This window comes from Variovorax sp. V35, from assembly GCF_041154465.1.
Taxonomy (GTDB): Bacteria; Pseudomonadota; Gammaproteobacteria; order Burkholderiales; family Burkholderiaceae_C; genus Variovorax; species Variovorax boronicumulans.
Genome location: NZ_AP028666.1, coordinates 5,034,264 through 5,050,763, shown reverse-complemented (window position 1 = coordinate 5,050,763; position 16,500 = coordinate 5,034,264). Strand labels below are relative to the sequence as shown.

Here is a 16,500-nt window from a genome sequence, read left to right as displayed (position 1 = left end):
GCTGGACAGGGCCCGTCCGGTATTGCAGGAAATAGCCGGGCCGATTCCGTCCATCAAAAGAATTGGACGCTCCGGCAAAAGCCCGTAAGCCAAAAGACCGCCAGCGCTCGCTTTCCCAACTTGCGAATTGCTGATTTTCTTTCGCCAATCGTGTGAAGTATTCGACATTCACACACGTTTGTGAACAGTTGTACGCCACGGCAAACGCCACGGCCTCTCCGGCAAAAGTCCGGACACCCCCCCGAACCAAGAATCCCGCCCCATGCAAGCGCAAGCCTGCGTGACCCGCGCACCGGGTCGCGCCGGCGAGTCCTCGAGAGCCACCCTCGGCCTTCGAGATTTCCCAACGTGCGACCCGGGCTGTTCGCTGAAAGCGAGGGCTGGCCCGAGGTCCGGAGTCAAGGAGAAAGACCAATCATGGAAGCTGTTTACAAGTCTGGTGGCGCGTCATCCCGCAAAGCGACGGCGGAAGCCCCTCTGGTTCTGGATCGCCCGTCGATCGTCACGCTGAAGATCGCGCCCGAGAGCGTGCTCAAGTTCGAGCGCCGCGGCGACGACCTCGTGCTCGTGCTGCGCGACGGCCAGGAAGTCGCCGTGCGCGGCTTCTTCGCCGAGTACCCCGACGCCGGCCGCAACGACCTCGTGCTCGAAGACGGCGCCGGCGTGCAGTGGTGGGGCCAGTACACCGCGCCCTGGAAAGACTTTCACTTCACCGAGATCGAATGGAACGACGCCGGCGGCGCCTTGCTGCCCGACGGCGTGCCGGGCTGGTTGCTGGGCGCGCTCGGCGTGCTGGGCGTCGGTGCCGCCGCGAGCGGTGGTGGTGGCGGCGGCGGTGGTGGCGGCGGCGGTGGTGGCCCGGCCTTCATCCCGCCGTTGCTTCCCGCGCAGAACCGTGGCCCCGAAGGCAAGGCCGACCCTGTCGTCACCGATCAGGACAAGCCCGTTAGCGGACAAGTGCAGGCCACCGACCCGGACCGTGACACGCTGAACTACACCGTCGCCAAGGGCCCCGAGCACGGCACCGTCACCGTCGATCCGACCACGGGCCAGTTCGTCTACACCCCCAAGCCCGGCTATGAAGGGCCCGACAGCTTCGAAGTGACCGTCAGCGACGGCAAGGGCGGCACCACCACCGTCACGGTGCCCGTGACCGTCTCGCCCGTGAACGATGCGCCCACCGCGCCCGACTACACCGAGACCACGGCCGAAGACACGCCCGTGAGCGGCCGCGTGACCGGCAGCGACATCGACAGCGGCGACACGCTGACCTACACGAAGGGCAGCGACCCGGCGCACGGCACGGTGACGGTCAACCCGGACGGCACGTATGTCTACACGCCGAACCCCAATTTCAATGGCACCGACAGCTTCACCGTGACGGTGAGCGACGGCCATGGCGGGACGACGACGAGCACGGTGACGGTGACGGTCGATCCAGTGAATGACGCACCGACGGTGCCCAACTACAACCAGACCACGGACGAAGACACGCCCATCAGCGGGCAAGTGGTTGGCAGCGACGTCGATGGCGACACGCTCACGTACGTGAAGGGCAGCGACCCGGCGAACGGCACGGTCACGGTCAATCCGGATGGCACCTACACGTACACGCCGAACCCGAACTTCAACGGCACCGACAGCTTCACGGTGACGGTGAGCGACGGTCACGGTGGCACGACGACCAGCACTATTACGGTGAATGTCGATCCGGTGAACGATGACCCGACGGCACCGAACTACACCAAGACTACGAGCGAAGACTCGCCGGTCAGCGGCGAGGTTGTTGGCAGTGACGTGGACGGCGACACGCTCACTTACGTGAAGGGCAGCGACCCTACACATGGCACCGTCACGGTCAACGCGGACGGCACCTACACCTATACCCCGGGAGCCAACTTCCACGGTACGGACAGCTTCACCGTCATCGTGAGCGACGGCCAGGGTGGCACGACCACCAGCACCGTGACGGTCACCGTCGATCCGGTGAACGATGAACCGACGGTGCCCGACTACACCAAGACCACGAACGAAGACACACCCGTCAGCGGGCAAGTGGTCGGCAGCGACGTCGACGGCGACACTTTGACCTACACCAAGGGCAGCGACCCGGCGCATGGCACGGTCACGGTCAACGCGGATGGCACCTACACCTACACCCCCGGGGCGAACTTCAACGGCACCGACAGCTTCACGGTGACGGTGAGCGATGGCCACGGTGGCACGAAGACCAGCACCATTACGGTGACGGTCGATCCGGCGAACGATGACCCGACGGCACCGAACTACACCAAGACCACGAGCGAAGATACCCCGGTTAGCGGCAAGGTGACGGGCGCTGACGTGGACGGCGATGCGCTGACCTACACGAAGGGCAGCAATCCCTCGAATGGCTCGGTGGTCGTCAACCCCGACGGCACCTACACCTACACGCCGAACCCGAACTTCAACGGCACCGATACGTTCACTGTCACGGTGAGCGACGGCCACGGCGGTACGACGACCAGCACCATCACGGTCACCGTCGATCCGGTCAACGATGCCCCCACGGCGCCCAACTACAACCAGACCACGAACGAGGACACGCCCGTCAACGGCAAGGTCATCGGCAGCGACGTCGACGGTGACGCATTGACCTACACGAAGGGCAGCAATCCTTCGAACGGCTCTGTCACGGTCAATCCGGATGGCACATACACCTACACGCCGAACCCGGACTTCCATGGGACGGACAGCTTCACGGTAACGGTGAGCGATGGTCACGGCGGTACGACGACGAGCACGGTGACCGTGACGGTCGACCCGGTGAACGATGCACCGACGGTGCCTGACTACACCAAGACGACGGATGAAGACACGCCCGTGAGCGGCCAGGTCGTTGGCAGCGATGTCGATGGCGACACGTTGACGTACACCAAGGGCAGCGATCCAGCGCACGGCACGGTCACGGTCAACGCTGATGGCACGTACACCTACACCCCGGGTACGAACTTCAATGGCACGGACAGCTTCACCGTCACGGTGAGCGACGGTCACGGTGGAACGACCACCAGCACGGTGAACGTGACCATCAATCCGGTTAACGACGCACCGACGGCGCCCAACTACAACCAGACCACGAACGAAGACACGCCGGTCGGCGGCCGGGTCGTCGGCAGCGACGTCGACGGCGATGCACTGACGTACGTGAAGGGTAGCGACCCCGCGAACGGCACGGTGACGGTCAACGCGGACGGCACCTATACCTACACCCCGAATGCCAACTTCAACGGCACCGACACGTTCACCGTCACGGTGAGCGATGGCCATGGCGGCACGACGACCAGCACCATCACGGTCACGATCGATCCGGTCAACGATGCACCGACAGTCCCCAACTACACCGAGACCACGAACGAAGACACGCCCGTCAACGGCCAGGTTGTCGGCAGCGACGTCGATGGCGACACGCTGACCTACACCAAGGGCAGCGACCCGGCGCACGGCACGGTCACAGTCAACGCCGATGGCACGTACACCTACACACCCGGCGCGAACTTCCACGGTACGGACAGCTTCACCGTCACGGTGAGCGATGGCCACGGCGGCACGACCACCAGCACCGTGAACGTGACCATCAACCCGGTCAACGACGCACCGACGGCGCCTAACTACAACCAGACCACGAACGAAGACACGCCGGTCAGCGGCCAGGTCGTCGGCAGCGACGTCGATGGCGACGCACTGACGTACGTGAAGGGAAGTGACCCGGCGCACGGCACCGTCACGGTCAATGCCGATGGCACGTACACCTACGTCCCTGGCGCCAACTTCAACGGCACCGACAGCTTCACGGTGACGGTCAGCGACGGTCACGGTGGTACGACCACCAGCACGGTGAACGTGACCGTCAACCCGGTCAACGATGCACCGACGGTGCCCAACTACGTCGAGACCACGAACGAAGACACCCCCGTCAGCGGCCAGGTCGTCGGCAGCGACGTCGATGGCGACACGCTGACCTACACGAAGGGCAGCGACCCCGCGCACGGCACGGTGACGGTCAACGCGGATGGCACATACACCTACACCCCGGGTGCCAACTTCAACGGAACCGACAGCTTCACCGTGACGGTGAGCGACGGCCACGGCGGCACCACCACCAGCACAGTGAACGTGACCATCAATCCGGTCAACGATGCACCGACGGTGCCCAACTACACCGAGACGACGAACGAAGACACGCCCGTCAGCGGACAAGTGACCGGCAGCGACGTGGATGGCGACACGCTGACTTATGTGAAGGGCAGCGACCCCGCGAACGGCACGGTGACGGTCAACGCGGACGGCACCTATACCTACACCCCGAATGCCAACTTCAACGGCACCGACACGTTCACCGTCACGGTGAGCGATGGCCACGGCGGCACGACCACCAGCACGGTGAACGTGACCATCAACCCGGTCAACGATGCACCGACGGTGCCCAACTACACCGAGACCACGAACGAAGACACGCCGGTCAGCGGCCAGGTCGTTGGCAGCGACGTCGATGGCGATACGTTGACCTACACGAAGGGCAGCGACCCGGCACATGGCACCGTCACGGTCAACGCCGATGGCACGTACACCTACGTCCCCGGCGCCAACTTCAACGGCACCGACACGTTCACCGTCACCGTGAGCGACGGCCATGGCGGCACGACCACCAGCACCGTCACCGTGACCATCGACCCCGTCAACGACGCCCCCGTGTTCGTCGACGGCGGCGGCACGCCGGTCGACACGGCCACCGGCTACGTCTTCGGCTACGACGAGAACCGCCCCGCAGGCACCGTGCTCGGCACAGTCCAAGCCACCGACATCGACAGCGCGAACGTCACCTACAGCATCCTCTCGGGCAACGACCAGGGCTACTTCGCCATCGATCCGCTCACCGGCGCGATCAGCCTCACGCCGGCAGGCGCTGCGGCCTTCGTCAACGACTACGAGGCAGGCGCCAACGCGCACGCGCTGGTGATCGGTGCGACCGATGGCACGGCCACCACCACCATCCCCGTCACGCTCAACGAGCAGAACATCAACGACGCACCGACGGTGCCCAACTACACGACGACGACGGACGAAGACACGCCCGTCAGCGGTCAAGTGGTCGGCAGCGACGTCGACGGCGACGCGCTGACGTACGCCAAGGGCAGCGATCCGGCGCACGGCACGGTCACGGTCAATCCCGATGGCACGTACACCTACGTCCCTGGCGCGAACTTCAACGGCACCGACAGCTTCACGGTGACGGTGAGCGACGGTCACGGTGGAACGACCACCAGCACGGTGAACGTGACCATCAACCCCGTCAACGACGCCCCGGTGTTCGTCGACGGCGGCGGCACGCCGGTGGAAAGTGCCACCGGCTACGTTTTCGGCTACGACGAGAACCGCACTGCGGGCACCGTGCTGGGCACGGTTCGCGCCACCGACATCGACAGCGCAACCGTCACCTACAGCATCCTCTCGGGCAACGACGCTGGCTACTTCGCCATCGATCCGGCCACGGGCGCGATCAGCCTCACCCCGGCAGGCGCTGCAGCCTTCGTCAACGACTACGAAGCAGGCGCCAACGCGCACGCCCTGGTGGTCGGTGCGAGCGACGGCACCGTCACGACGAACATCCCCGTCACGCTCAACGAGCAGAACGTCAACGAGGCTCCAGAGGCTCCCGACGACACCAAGACCACGGACGAAGACACGCCGGTCAGCGGCCAGATCGTCGGCAGCGACGTCGACGGCGACACGCTCACCTACGTGAAGGGCAGCAACCCGTCGAACGGCACGGTGACGGTGAACCCCAACGGCACCTACACCTACGTTCCCAACGCCAACTTCAACGGCACCGACAGCTTCACCGTCACGGTGAGCGACGGCCACGGCGGCACGACCACCAGCACGGTGACCGTGACCGTCAACCCGGTGAACGACCCGCCGACGGCCACGGCGACCGACGCCGGCATCGTCTCCGAAGGCAGCCTGCCCGGCGGCATCCCGGCGGCGGGCGAGCCGACGGTGCAATCGACCGGCAAGATCTCCATCGCAGACCCCGACAGCCTGGCGGGCGACCTGTCGGTGTCGCTCAGCGGCCCGGCCGGTGTCACCTCCGGCGGCCAGCCGGTGTCGTGGACCTGGGACGCGGGCACGCACACGCTCACGGGCAGCGTCACCGTCGGCGGTGTCACCACCCAGGTGATGACCGTGGCCGTGGGCAATGTCACCGCCACGGGCGCGGGGCAGTTCGAGGCGGGCTACACCGTCACGCTGAAGGCGCCGATCGACCACCCGGCGGGCAACGGCGAGGGCGTGTCGAACCTGCACTTCGAGGCCGTGGTGAGCGATGGCCAGCTCAGCGGCGCGCCGGTGGGCTTCAACGTGCCGGTCAAGGACGATGCGCCGGTGCTCGTGAACGGCGAGCAGTCCGTCGACGTGGCACCGATCAACACGAACCTGATGGTGATCCTGGACCTCTCCGGAAGCATGGGCGAGGAGAACCCGACGCGGCTCTCGCGTGCGAAGGAGGCCATCAAGAACCTGATCGACGGCTACGACCTGTATGGCGATGTGCGGGTGCAACTCGTCACCTTCAGCACGACCGGGCAGGCACAACAGGCCTGGATGACGGCGGCCCAAGCCAAGACGCTGGTGCAGAGCCTGCAGGACGGGGGCAGCACCAACTACGACGCCGCCCTGGCTACGGCGATGACCGGCTTCGAGGCCAATGGCAAGCTGCAGGGCGCGCAAAACGTGTCCTACTTCCTCACGGACGGCGAGCCGACCCGGGGGGACGGCAACACCGGCCAGCTCGGGAACAACAGCAACGGCAGCAACACGGCCGACTTCGGCATCCAGGCGGCGGAAGAAGCGATCTGGAAGACCTTCCTCACCAATAACAAGATCAACTCGTTCGCACTGGGTCTCGGGTCCGACCTCTTGCCCGCGGCGCAGGGCATCATCGACCCCATCGCCTACAACGGCAACACCGGCACGAACACCAACGGCAAGATCGTCACCGACACGAGCCAGCTGAACGACATGCTGCAAGGCACGATCAGCGTGCCGCCCACGGTCAGCAACCTGCTGACCGGCGGCCTCGGCGGTTCGTCGGGCTTCGGTGCCGACGGTGGCCATGTGTCCACGCTGACCATCGACGGCACCACCTACGCCTTCGACAGCGTCACGGGCCTGATGACGAAGACTGGCCCGGCCACCAGCAGCGACTACAGCTACAACCAGGCGACGCACCAGGTCACCATTGCCACCGACAAGGGCGGCAAGCTGGTGGTGGACTTCGACACGGGCGAGTTCAGCTACCAGGTGGCACCGCGCACCACCACCTCGCACAACTACGACGAGACCCTCAGCTACCAGGTGGTCGACCGCGACGGCGATGCGAGCAACGTGGCCACGCAGACGCTGCACGTCAACTACACGCCTGCAGCGGGGGCGGCAGCGCTCTTCAGCTCGGCCGACTCACTGGGCCTGGCCGGCGTCGATGAAGTCACGGTGTCGATCGAGCAACAGCAACCGCACGATGCGCCGCATTTCCCCTTCGGCGACAGCCCGGCGTGGGGCGGGCTGCAGCTGTCCGACATGCTGCAGGGCTTCGGCGCTGCCGAGTCGCTGCATGCGCTGCTGCAGGCCGCGTTCCCACCGGCCTTCGGTGGCACGCAGGCGTCTCCCACGGTGCTGTCGCTGGCGTCGTCGGCCGATTCGCTCGCGGCCTACGCACCGCCCGTGGCGCCTTCGCTCGACGACGAGCTCCACATGGGCCTCGCGCTTCACCACTGACCGACCGGCGTGCCGGCGCCGCTAGCGGCGTCGGCACCTGGTGGTCTGCACGTCTTCACGCATGCTTGCTTCCCGTCATCTTTCGTCTGCTGCTGCGGGCCTTTTCTTCCTGCTCGCCGGATCGGCGGCGCTTGCGCAAGCGAGCACCGCCGCCCCGCTGGGCATGGCCGAGGCCGTGCGCCTGGCCGCCACCTCGCACCCGACCGTGCGCAACGCCGTCGGCCAGGCGCTGCAGGCGGGCGAGGGCATTGCGGCCGCGCGCTCGGGCTACTACCCGCAGGTCAGCGCCGGCGTCAGCGCGCGCACGGGCAACCGCCAGCTCCAGGCCGACGGTCGCCGCCAGGTGCACCAGGCCTCGCTGTCGGTGACCCAGCTGCTGTACGACTTCGGCAAGGTGTCGAGTGCCGTGAGCGAGGCCGAAGCCTCGGCCACGGCCGCGCGCGCCAAGTTGCTGGTGGCGGTCGACGACGTGGTGCGCGACACCGCGCAGGCGTGGATCGAAGTGCATCGCCAGCAGGCGCTCGGCGAAATTGCGCAGGCCCAGGTGAAGGGCGTGCAGTCGCTGGCGGGCCTCGTGGGCGAGCGCCAGGCCAAGGGCGCCACCAGCCAGTCCGACGTGGCGCAGGCGCAGTCGCGCCTGGAGGCCGCGCGCGCCCAGCAACTCAACACCGCGTCGCAGGCCGAGCGCTGGCGCCTGAGCCTCATGCACCTGACCCAGGGCCGCGCGCCGGCCGACATCGCCGGCGAAGCGCCCGCGCCGCTCGCGAGCGCCTGCGCCGCGCTGCCGCAGATGGCCTTGCCCGCGCCGACCGTGCAGATGGCGCAGGCCGAGCGCGACATGGCGCAGGCCGCGCTGCGTGGTGCCGATGCGCAGCTGCTGCCCACGCTGTCGCTCAACGCCGCCGTCAACCGGGGGCTCGAATCGGGCGCGCGGCCCGCCGGCCAGTCGGCCAACGAAAGCACGTTCACCGTCAACTTCACCGCGCCGCTGTACGAAGGCGGGCGCAGCCAGGCCCGCCAGCGCGCCGCCGCGCACGCCGTCGAGGCGGCCGAGGCCGCGCTGGGCTACGCAGAACTCAGCGTGCGCCAGCGCCTCGAAGACGCGCGCGTGCAGTCGCAAGGCCACGCGCTGCGCCTGCCCGTGCTTGCCGCGCGCGTGCACAGCACGCAGCGCACGCGCGACCTGTACCGCGAGCAGTACCTGCAGCTGGGCACGCGCTCGCTGCTCGACCTGCTCAATGCCGAGCAGGAGTTTCACGGCGCGCGCTTCGAGCAGGCCGAGAGCGCGCACGAGGTGCAGCGCCTCGCGGTCGAGTGCCTGTACCAGTCGGGCCGCCTGCGCGAAGCCTTCGGGCTGGTCGACGCGGGCGAGCTCGTCGCCGGAGGCCAGCCATGACCGCCACCACCGTGCCCGAACTGTCCGCCGCGCGCGGCCCCGAGCTGCTCGCCGGCTGGGTCGACGCCGTGCTCGCCGTGGCCGCCCACTACCACCTCGACACCTCGCGCGAGCGCATCCGCGGCGCCGCCGCGTGGAGCGAGCACGAAGACATCGGCGAGCGCGTGCGCCAGATGGCCCGCCAGGCCGGGCTCACCGTGCGCCAGGTCGCGCCGCGCCTGGACACCCTGAGCCCCTGGCGCCTGCCCGTGGTGCTGCAGCTGCGCGACGGGCAGGTGGCCGTGGTCACCGCCATCTCGGCGCAGGGCCTGCGCGTGATGCTCGGTGGCGACCAGGGCGCGGAAACCGTCTGCACCGTGGACGAGCTGCAACCCGCGCTCGAGGCCATGGCCGTGCTGCGGCCCGCGCAATCGGCGCCCGACTCGCGCGTGGACGCCTACATCCGCCCCGTCGAGCCGCACTGGCTGCGCCAGATCGTGCTGGCCGACTGGCGGCCCTATGCGCACATCCTCGTCGCGTCGCTGGCCTACAACCTCATGGCGCTGGCCGGCACGCTGTTCTCGATGCAGGTGTACGACCGCGTCGTGCCCGCGCAGTCGCTGCCCACGCTGCATGTGCTGTTCGGCGGCGTGCTGCTGTCGATCGCGTTCAGCTGGGTCATGCGCGGCGCGCGCATGCGCATCACCGACGTGGTGGGCAAGCGCGCCGACCTGCGCATTTCGGACCGCGTGTTCGGCCACGCGCTGCGCGTGCGCGGCTCGGCGCGCCCGCGCGCCACCGGCACCTTCATCTCGCAGCTGCGCGAGCTGGAGCCCGTGCGCGAAATGCTCACGTCGACCACCGTGGCGGCCGTGGCCGACCTGCCGTTCTTCTTCGTGTTCTGCGTGCTCTTCTGGTTCATTGCCGGCTGGCTCGTGCTCGTGCCGCTGGCCGCGTGCGCGCTGCTGATCGTGCCCAGCCTGCTGGCGCAGCCGCGCCTGCGCGCGCTGGCCCAGACGGGCATGCGCGAATCGTCGCTGCGCAACGCCATGCTGGTCGAGGCCGTGCAGGGCATCGACGACATCAAGGGGCTGCAGGCCGAGCCGCGCTTCCAGAACCAGTGGAACCACTACAACGCCGTCAACGCCGACTCGGGCCTGCAACTGCGCGCGCTGCTCAACACCCTGAGCAACTGGACGCAGACCGTGCAGGGCGCCGCCTTCGCCTTCGTCGTGTTCTTCGGCGCGCCGCTCGTCATGGACGGCCACATGAGCACCGGCGTGCTCGTCGCCGCATCGATTTTGTCGACCCGCATGCTCGCGCCGCTGGCCGGCGTGACGCAGGTGCTCAACCGCTGGCAGCAGGCCAAGGTGGCCGGCGAGGCGCTCGACCAGCTCATGAAGCTGCCGGTCGACCACCCGCCCCACGAAACGCGCGTGCACCGGCCCGCCGTGCAGGGCGACTACACGCTGCGCGACGCCGTCTTCAGCCACGACGGCCAGACCACCGCGCTGCACGTGAAGACGCTGCACATCGGCGCCGGCGAACGCATTGCCGTGCTCGGGCGCAACGGCGCGGGCAAGTCGACCTTGCTGCAGGCGCTGTCGGGCCTCATCGAACCGCGCGCGGGCAGCGTGCTGCTCGACGGCGTGTCGATGGCCCACATCGACCCCGCCGACGTGCGCCGCGACGTCGGCCTGCTTGCACAAGACGCGCGCCTGTTCCACGGCACCCTGCGCGAGAACCTGCAGATGGGCACGCCCCACGCCACCGACGCCGAACTGGTGGCGGCCCTGCAGGCCACCGGCGCCTGGGCCTTCGTGCGCCGCCTGCCCACCGGGCTGGACCATCCACTGCTCGAAGGCGGGCGCGGCCTCTCGGGCGGACAGCGCCAGAGCCTGCTGCTCGCGCGGCTCCTGCTGCGCCGCCCCGGCGTGCTGCTGCTCGACGAGCCCACCGCCTCGCTCGACGAGGTGGCCGAACGCGAAGTGATCGAACACCTGCGCGCGCTGCCCGCCGGCCGCACGCTGGTGCTGGCCACGCACCGCCCGGCCGTGCTCGAGGCGGTCGACCGCATCCTCGTGGTGGACGGCGGCGCCGTCGTGCTCGACGGGCCGCGCGAGCAGGTGATGGCGCGGCTGCGCCAGGGCGCGGTCGCCTCGCGCGAGGCGATGGCCTCCGCAGGCCGCAGCAAGGAGGGGCAGGCATGAACGCCGTGACATTGACCAAGGCGCAGGTGCAGGCCGCCGCGCAAGCACCGGCCGTATCCACCGCCACCGTGTGGGGCCCCGGCGGCGCCGACGACTTTGACGAGGCCCGCGCCAGCGGCTCCGCGCGCGTCGTGTGGTTCATTGCGCTCTTTCTGCTCGCCTTCTTCGTGTGGGCCTGGGTCTTCGAGATCGACGAGGTGTCCAGCGGCATGGGCAAGGTGATTCCCAGCTCGCGCGAGCAGCGCATCCAGTCGCTCGAAGGCGGCATCCTCGCCGAGCTGCGCGTGCACGAAGGCCAGATCGTCGAGAAGGGCCAGGTGCTCGCGCAGCTCGACCCCACGCGCGGCGAATCGAACGTGGAAGAAACCGCCGCGCGCTACCGCGCCGCCCTGGCCAGCAGCGTGCGCCTGCGCGCCGAGGTGCAAGGGCAGGGCAGCCTGCAGTTCCCCGCCGAGCTGAAGGCCTACGCGCAACTGGTCGATTCCGAAAGCGCGCTCTTTCGCTCGCGCCAGGGCAGCCTGCGCGACACCGTGTCCGGCCTGGGCCAGGCGCTCGCGCTCGTGCGCAAGGAGCTCGACATCACCCGCTCGCTGCAGGTGAGCGGCGCGGCCAGCAACGTCGAGCTCATCCGCCTGCAACGCCAGGCCGCCGACCTGGAGCTGAAGATTGCCGAGGCGCGCGCCAACTACATGGTGCGCAGCCGCGAAGAACTGGCCAAGGCCGATGCCGAGGTGAAGTCGTTGTCGTCCGTGGTGCGCGGGCGCGCCGACTCGCTCGAGCGGCTCACCTTGAACTCGCCCGTGCGCGGCATCGTCAAGAGCTTGCAGGTCACCACCATCGGCGGCGTCGTGCCGCCCAACGGGTCGCTGCTGACCCTCGTGCCGCTGGACGACCAGCTGCTGGTCGAGGCGCGCATCTCGCCGCGCGACATCGCCTTCATGCGGCCGGGGCAGGAGGCGCAGATCAAGATCACCGCCTACGACTACGCCGTGTACGGCGGCCTCAAGGGCCGCGTGGTGACCATCGCGCCCGACACCCAGCGCGACGAGGTCAAGCCCGAGATCGTGTACTACCCCGTGCTCGTGCGCACCGACTCCGACGCACTCACCGACAAGGCCGGCCGCCGCATGCCCATCGTGCCCGGCATGGTGACCACCGCCGACATCCGCACCGGCCGCAAGACCGTGTGGGACTACCTGACCAAGCCGCTGAACAAGGCGCGCGAAGCCATGCGCGAGCGCTGACCCGCGCGCGCCCATCTCTCCCCGCAAACCCATCCGACACCCATCCGACCCAAGAGGACGCTAGCCATGAAAACCACCCCGCACGCATCCCCCGCCGCTGCCGCCTTCGTGCTCGCCGCCGCGCTGCTCGGCGCCGCCGCTCCCGCGGTGGCGCGCGACAACCCCGTGGACCCCGTGAGCAACCCCGACAAGCTCGACTACCGCGACGTCGAGGCGCGCCGCCCCGACTTCAAGGAGCCCTTTCTGCGCGACGGCGTCGTGTCGCGGCCCGAGCGCTTTCGCGAGATCAAGCCCGGCCTCAACCAGGCCCAGGTGCTCGCCGTGCTCGGCCAGGCCCTGAAGCAACAGCGCGGCGCGCTCGGCACCGAGTGGGACTACCACTTCAAGTTCCAGATGCCCCAGTCGGCCAACTACCTCGTGTGCCAGTACAAGGTCGTGTTCGACGACAGCCAGGCCGTGCGCAGCGCCGTGTGGCGCCGCCGCCAATGCCTGGACCTGCTGCCGCGCTGAGCCGCAACGCCGGCCCGCAGCCCATGCCTCGCGATTCCACGCGCGCACCCCGTCCCTACGAGGCCTTCGTGTACGGCAACTCCGCCGACGAGCCCACGCGGCTGGCCGAGCGTTGCCTGGAGGTGATCGAGGGCACGCTGAAAAGCGTCGACCGCGTCGTGGCCTGCCTGCGTGCGGCCGAGCTGGAACACGGCATCGGCATCGCGGCCATGACGCGCGCACAGATCGCCGACGCTGCCGAATGGCACCGCGCCAAGCTGCAGGGCCTGCTGGCCGTGAAGCTGCAGCTCACGAACCGCGGCGGCGACATTCATCTGGTGGACGACCTGCACCTGGTCGTGCGGCTCAAGTCGCGCCTCACAGCGCCCGGCGGCTTTCTGCCGGAGCTGTACCACCTCATGCCCCATGGCTGACGTGGACGACGCGGCCCTTGCGGTGGATGCGGTCCGCTGCATGGGGCTTTGTCTTCTTCTTGCTGTGAACGACGACGCCCGCGCGTTCGCTCTGGGAGGCACGCCGTGATCCGCCGCACGAAGCGCTTTCGCAAGAACCTCTACCGGTTGAGCGACGTGGCGCTGTGGCTGCTCCTTGCGCTCTTCCTTGCGCTGGCGGCCGACGCGCTGCCGGCGCGAGGCGTCAGCCAGGACCACCACGACAGCGACGCCGAGCGCGCCACGCACGCGCACGCGCACGCGCACTAGCGGCCGGCCCCGCGCCGAACCTTGCTTCGCCTCGTCTCGCCTCCGGCGAAGCAGAAAAACCGGGGCACCTCAGATATCTCGTCGATTCGAGAAATCGTCGACGAATTCTTTTCTCTGTAAGCGCGCAGTGAAGTCATCTTGATCGCGTGAGAGCCGACAGGCATCGTGTCCGCGATGAATGATGTGGACACGATAGATGGTGTGGTTAAGCGGGCCACCCGTCGCAAGCACAGCGTGCAACTCAAGGCCGAGGTCCTGGAGGCGTGCCGGCAACCGGATGCCTCTGCCGCAGCGATCGCGAGGTTGTACAACCTGAACGCGAACGTGGTGCACCGGTGGCGTGCCGACGATCGGAAGGCGGCCGCGTCGAAGGCGGCCGAAGCTCCGACCTTGCCGATGCCCGGTTTCATCGCACTCGATGTGCAGCCCGAAGCCGAGGTGCCCATGCGCGACATCCGCGTTGAACTGAAGAGAGGCAGCGCCACCGCAGTCGTGTACTGGCCGGTGGAGTCGGCTTCGTCGTGCGCAGCCTGGCTGCGCGAATGGCTGCGTTGATCCGCATTGACGCCGTGTGGCTGGCCACCGAGCCGATCGACATGCGAGCCGGGACGGAGACGGCGCTGGCGCGTGTCGTGAAGGTCTTCGGGGCCGCGCACCCGCACCACGCCTACCTGTTCGCCAACCGGCGGGCCAACCGCATGAAGGTCCTCGTGCACGATGGCATTGGTCTCTGGCTGTGCGCACGTCGATTGAACCAGGGTCGATTCCTATGGGCCAACGCGAGCCTGGGCACGCAGATGGCGATGACGCGTGAGCAGCTTGATGCGCTCGTGCTTGGGCTGCCCTGGCAGCGCGTAGGTTCAGCAGGCATCATCACCGTGGTGTGATCGCGCGGCAGCCGTGCAATTGCGGCAAACGCCGATGACAGTCGCACGATCGCGCGGCACTCTACGTATTCATGGTGGATGCCGAACAACTGAAGGGCCTGCGTGCAGAGCAACTGTACGAGGTGACCCTCCGGCTCATCGATGGCTTCGCCGAGCAACAGCGCCAGCTCGAGGCCAAGGACCAATCGATCGAGACGCTCACGCGCGAGATCGCCTTCAAGTCCACCAAGGTCGACCAACTCACCCACGAGCTCGCACAGTACAAGCGTCTGCGCTTTGGCAAGAGCAGCGAGAAGCTCGATGCGGCGCAGGCCAGTCTTCTGGAGGAGACGCTTGACGCTGACCTGGCGGCCATCGAAGAAGAGCTGAAGCAGCTTCGCTCCCCACCAGCCAAGCCGGAGGACAAGCAGCAGCCGCGCCGCATGCCGCTGCCCGCCCACCTGCCGCGCGTCGATGTCCGCCACGAGCCCGCGTCGACCACCTGTGCGTGCGGCTGCGAGCTCAAACGCATCGGCGAAGACGTGGCCGAGAAGCTCGACTACGTTCCCGGCGTGTTCACCGTTGAGCGGCATGTCCGCGGTAAGTGGGCCTGCGCGAAGTGCCAGACGCTGATGCAGGCGCCGGTGCCGGCCCAGGTGATCGACAAGGGCATCCCCACGGCCGGCCTCCTGGCGCAGGTGATGGTGGCCAAGTACGCCGACCACCTTCCGCTTTACCGGCAGGAAGCCATCTTCGGGCGCGCCGGCCTCGCCATCCCGCGTTCGACGCTCGGCGCGTGGGTCGGCGCCTGTGGCGTACGTCTGCAACCGCTGGTCGATGCGCTCAAGCAAGCCATCCTTACCCACCGCGTGCTGCACGCCGACGAGACCCCCGTGGCCATGCTCAAGCCAGGGACAGGCAAGACGCACCGTGCCTACCTGTGGGCCTACACGCCAGGCGCCTTCGAAGGCATGAAGGCGGTGGTCTACGACTTCGCCGACAGTCGGGCTGGCCAGCATGCGCGGGACTTCCTGGGCGAATGGCGCGGTGCACTCGTGTGTGATGACTACTCGGGCTACAAGACCCTGCTGGCCGAGGGCGTCGTCGAAGCTGGCTGCCTGGCCCATGCCCGGCGCAAGTTCGTCGAGCTGCACACGGCCAACAAGAGCCAGATCGCAGAGGCTGGCATCCAGTACTTCGCCCGGCTCTACGAGATCGAGCGCGAGGTGAGGGACCTCCATGCTGATGAACGGCGACGGATCCGCCAAGCGCGGGGACGACCGATCGCGCAGGCGCTGCATGCCTGGATGATCGCCCAGCGGCAGAAGGTTCCGGAAGGCTCAGGAACAGCCAAAGCGCTGAACTACAGCCTGAAGCGCTGGGCTGCGCTGACGCGCTACCTGGACGACGGGAGCTTGCCTGCGGACAACAACTGGGCAGAGAACCAGATCCGGCCCATCGCCGTGGGCAGAGGCAACTGGCTGTTCGCCGGGAGCCTGCGCGCCGGCCAACGCGCCGCAGCAGTCATGAGCTTGATCCAGTCGGCCAAGCTCAGCGGACACGACCCCTATGCCTATCTCAAGGACGTCCTGACTCGACTGCCGATGCAGCGCGATAGTCAGATCGCCGAGCTCCTGCCACATCACTGGCGACCTGCGGCAACAGCGCGTTGATTCACTGCATTCGCCGACGGTGATCTGCGGCTGCGCGTCCGGTCCTTATGTGGGGTAGCGCACAGAACGTGAGACCAGGAAGTGCCACCATCGCTGCATGGCAACG

The 16,500-nt window shown here is 67.9% G+C and carries 10 protein-coding genes; all 10 read left to right on the top strand.

What is annotated here, in order from left to right; translation table 11 throughout:
* Positions 1-417 precede the first annotated feature (417 nt).
* The 10 genes from ACAM42_RS23150 (at position 418) to ACAM42_RS23105 (ending at position 16,394) form a co-directional block, all read left to right on the top strand.
* On the top strand, positions 418-7,815 hold the full coding sequence (locus tag ACAM42_RS23150) for an Ig-like domain-containing protein (RefSeq protein WP_369629542.1): 7,398 nt from the start codon (positions 418-420) through the stop codon (positions 7,813-7,815).
* A 61-nt stretch (positions 7,816-7,876) separates the two neighbouring features.
* Complete coding sequence (locus ACAM42_RS23145; protein ID WP_369629541.1) at positions 7,877-9,211, top strand: TolC family outer membrane protein; 1,335 nt, start codon at positions 7,877-7,879, stop codon at positions 9,209-9,211.
* Complete coding sequence (locus ACAM42_RS23140; protein WP_369629540.1) at positions 9,208-11,400, top strand: type I secretion system permease/ATPase; 2,193 nt, start codon at positions 9,208-9,210, stop codon at positions 11,398-11,400. Before ACAM42_RS23145 ends, ACAM42_RS23140 begins: the two co-directional genes overlap by 4 nt.
* Entirely contained in the window at positions 11,397-12,644 is a 1,248-nt protein-coding gene (locus ACAM42_RS23135; protein ID WP_062479200.1) for an HlyD family efflux transporter periplasmic adaptor subunit, read from the top strand. The genes ACAM42_RS23140 and ACAM42_RS23135 overlap by 4 nt, the downstream gene beginning before the upstream one ends.
* Before the next feature lie 66 nt (positions 12,645-12,710).
* Complete coding sequence (gene bamE / locus ACAM42_RS23130; protein ID WP_062479197.1) at positions 12,711-13,154, top strand: outer membrane protein assembly factor BamE; 444 nt, start codon at positions 12,711-12,713, stop codon at positions 13,152-13,154.
* Positions 13,155-13,177: 23 nt separating this feature from the next.
* Positions 13,178-13,567 carry a hypothetical protein gene (locus ACAM42_RS23125; protein WP_307693486.1) on the top strand — a complete coding sequence of 130 codons (390 nt, stop codon included), beginning with the start codon at positions 13,178-13,180 and terminating at the stop codon, positions 13,565-13,567.
* A 105-nt stretch (positions 13,568-13,672) separates the two neighbouring features.
* Positions 13,673-13,855 carry a hypothetical protein gene (locus tag ACAM42_RS23120; RefSeq protein WP_369629539.1) on the top strand — a complete coding sequence of 61 codons (183 nt, stop codon included), beginning with the start codon at positions 13,673-13,675 and terminating at the stop codon, positions 13,853-13,855.
* Positions 13,856-14,029: 174 nt separating this feature from the next.
* Positions 14,030-14,410, top strand: coding sequence for a transposase (locus ACAM42_RS23115; protein ID WP_369629538.1), 381 nt, complete (start codon positions 14,030-14,032; stop codon positions 14,408-14,410).
* Positions 14,398-14,742 carry an IS66 family insertion sequence element accessory protein TnpB gene (gene tnpB / locus ACAM42_RS23110; RefSeq protein WP_369629537.1) on the top strand — a complete coding sequence of 115 codons (345 nt, stop codon included), beginning with the start codon at positions 14,398-14,400 and terminating at the stop codon, positions 14,740-14,742. The genes ACAM42_RS23115 and tnpB overlap by 13 nt, the downstream gene beginning before the upstream one ends.
* Positions 14,743-14,813: 71 nt before the next feature.
* Positions 14,814-16,394, top strand: a complete 1,581-nt coding sequence (locus ACAM42_RS23105) for an IS66 family transposase (protein ID WP_369629536.1) — start codon at positions 14,814-14,816, stop codon at positions 16,392-16,394.
* Positions 16,395-16,500 lie beyond the last annotated feature (106 nt).

What these genes read in the sequence shown, in the direction of transcription:
- ACAM42_RS23150 (WP_369629542.1), top strand. Translation starts at nt 418, where the DNA reads ATGGAAGCTGTTTACAAGTCTGGTGGCGCGTCATCCCGCAAAGCGACG.
- ACAM42_RS23145 (WP_369629541.1), top strand. Translation starts at nt 7,877, where the DNA reads ATGCTTGCTTCCCGTCATCTTTCGTCTGCTGCTGCGGGCCTTTTCTTC.
- ACAM42_RS23140 (WP_369629540.1), top strand. Translation starts at nt 9,208, where the DNA reads ATGACCGCCACCACCGTGCCCGAACTGTCCGCCGCGCGCGGCCCCGAG.
- ACAM42_RS23135 (WP_062479200.1), top strand. Translation starts at nt 11,397, where the DNA reads ATGAACGCCGTGACATTGACCAAGGCGCAGGTGCAGGCCGCCGCGCAA.
- bamE (WP_062479197.1), top strand. Translation starts at nt 12,711, where the DNA reads ATGAAAACCACCCCGCACGCATCCCCCGCCGCTGCCGCCTTCGTGCTC.
- ACAM42_RS23125 (WP_307693486.1), top strand. Translation starts at nt 13,178, where the DNA reads ATGCCTCGCGATTCCACGCGCGCACCCCGTCCCTACGAGGCCTTCGTG.
- ACAM42_RS23115 (WP_369629538.1), top strand. Translation starts at nt 14,030, where the DNA reads ATGAATGATGTGGACACGATAGATGGTGTGGTTAAGCGGGCCACCCGT.
- tnpB (WP_369629537.1), top strand. Translation starts at nt 14,398, where the DNA reads ATGGCTGCGTTGATCCGCATTGACGCCGTGTGGCTGGCCACCGAGCCG.
- ACAM42_RS23105 (WP_369629536.1), top strand. Translation starts at nt 14,814, where the DNA reads ATGGTGGATGCCGAACAACTGAAGGGCCTGCGTGCAGAGCAACTGTAC.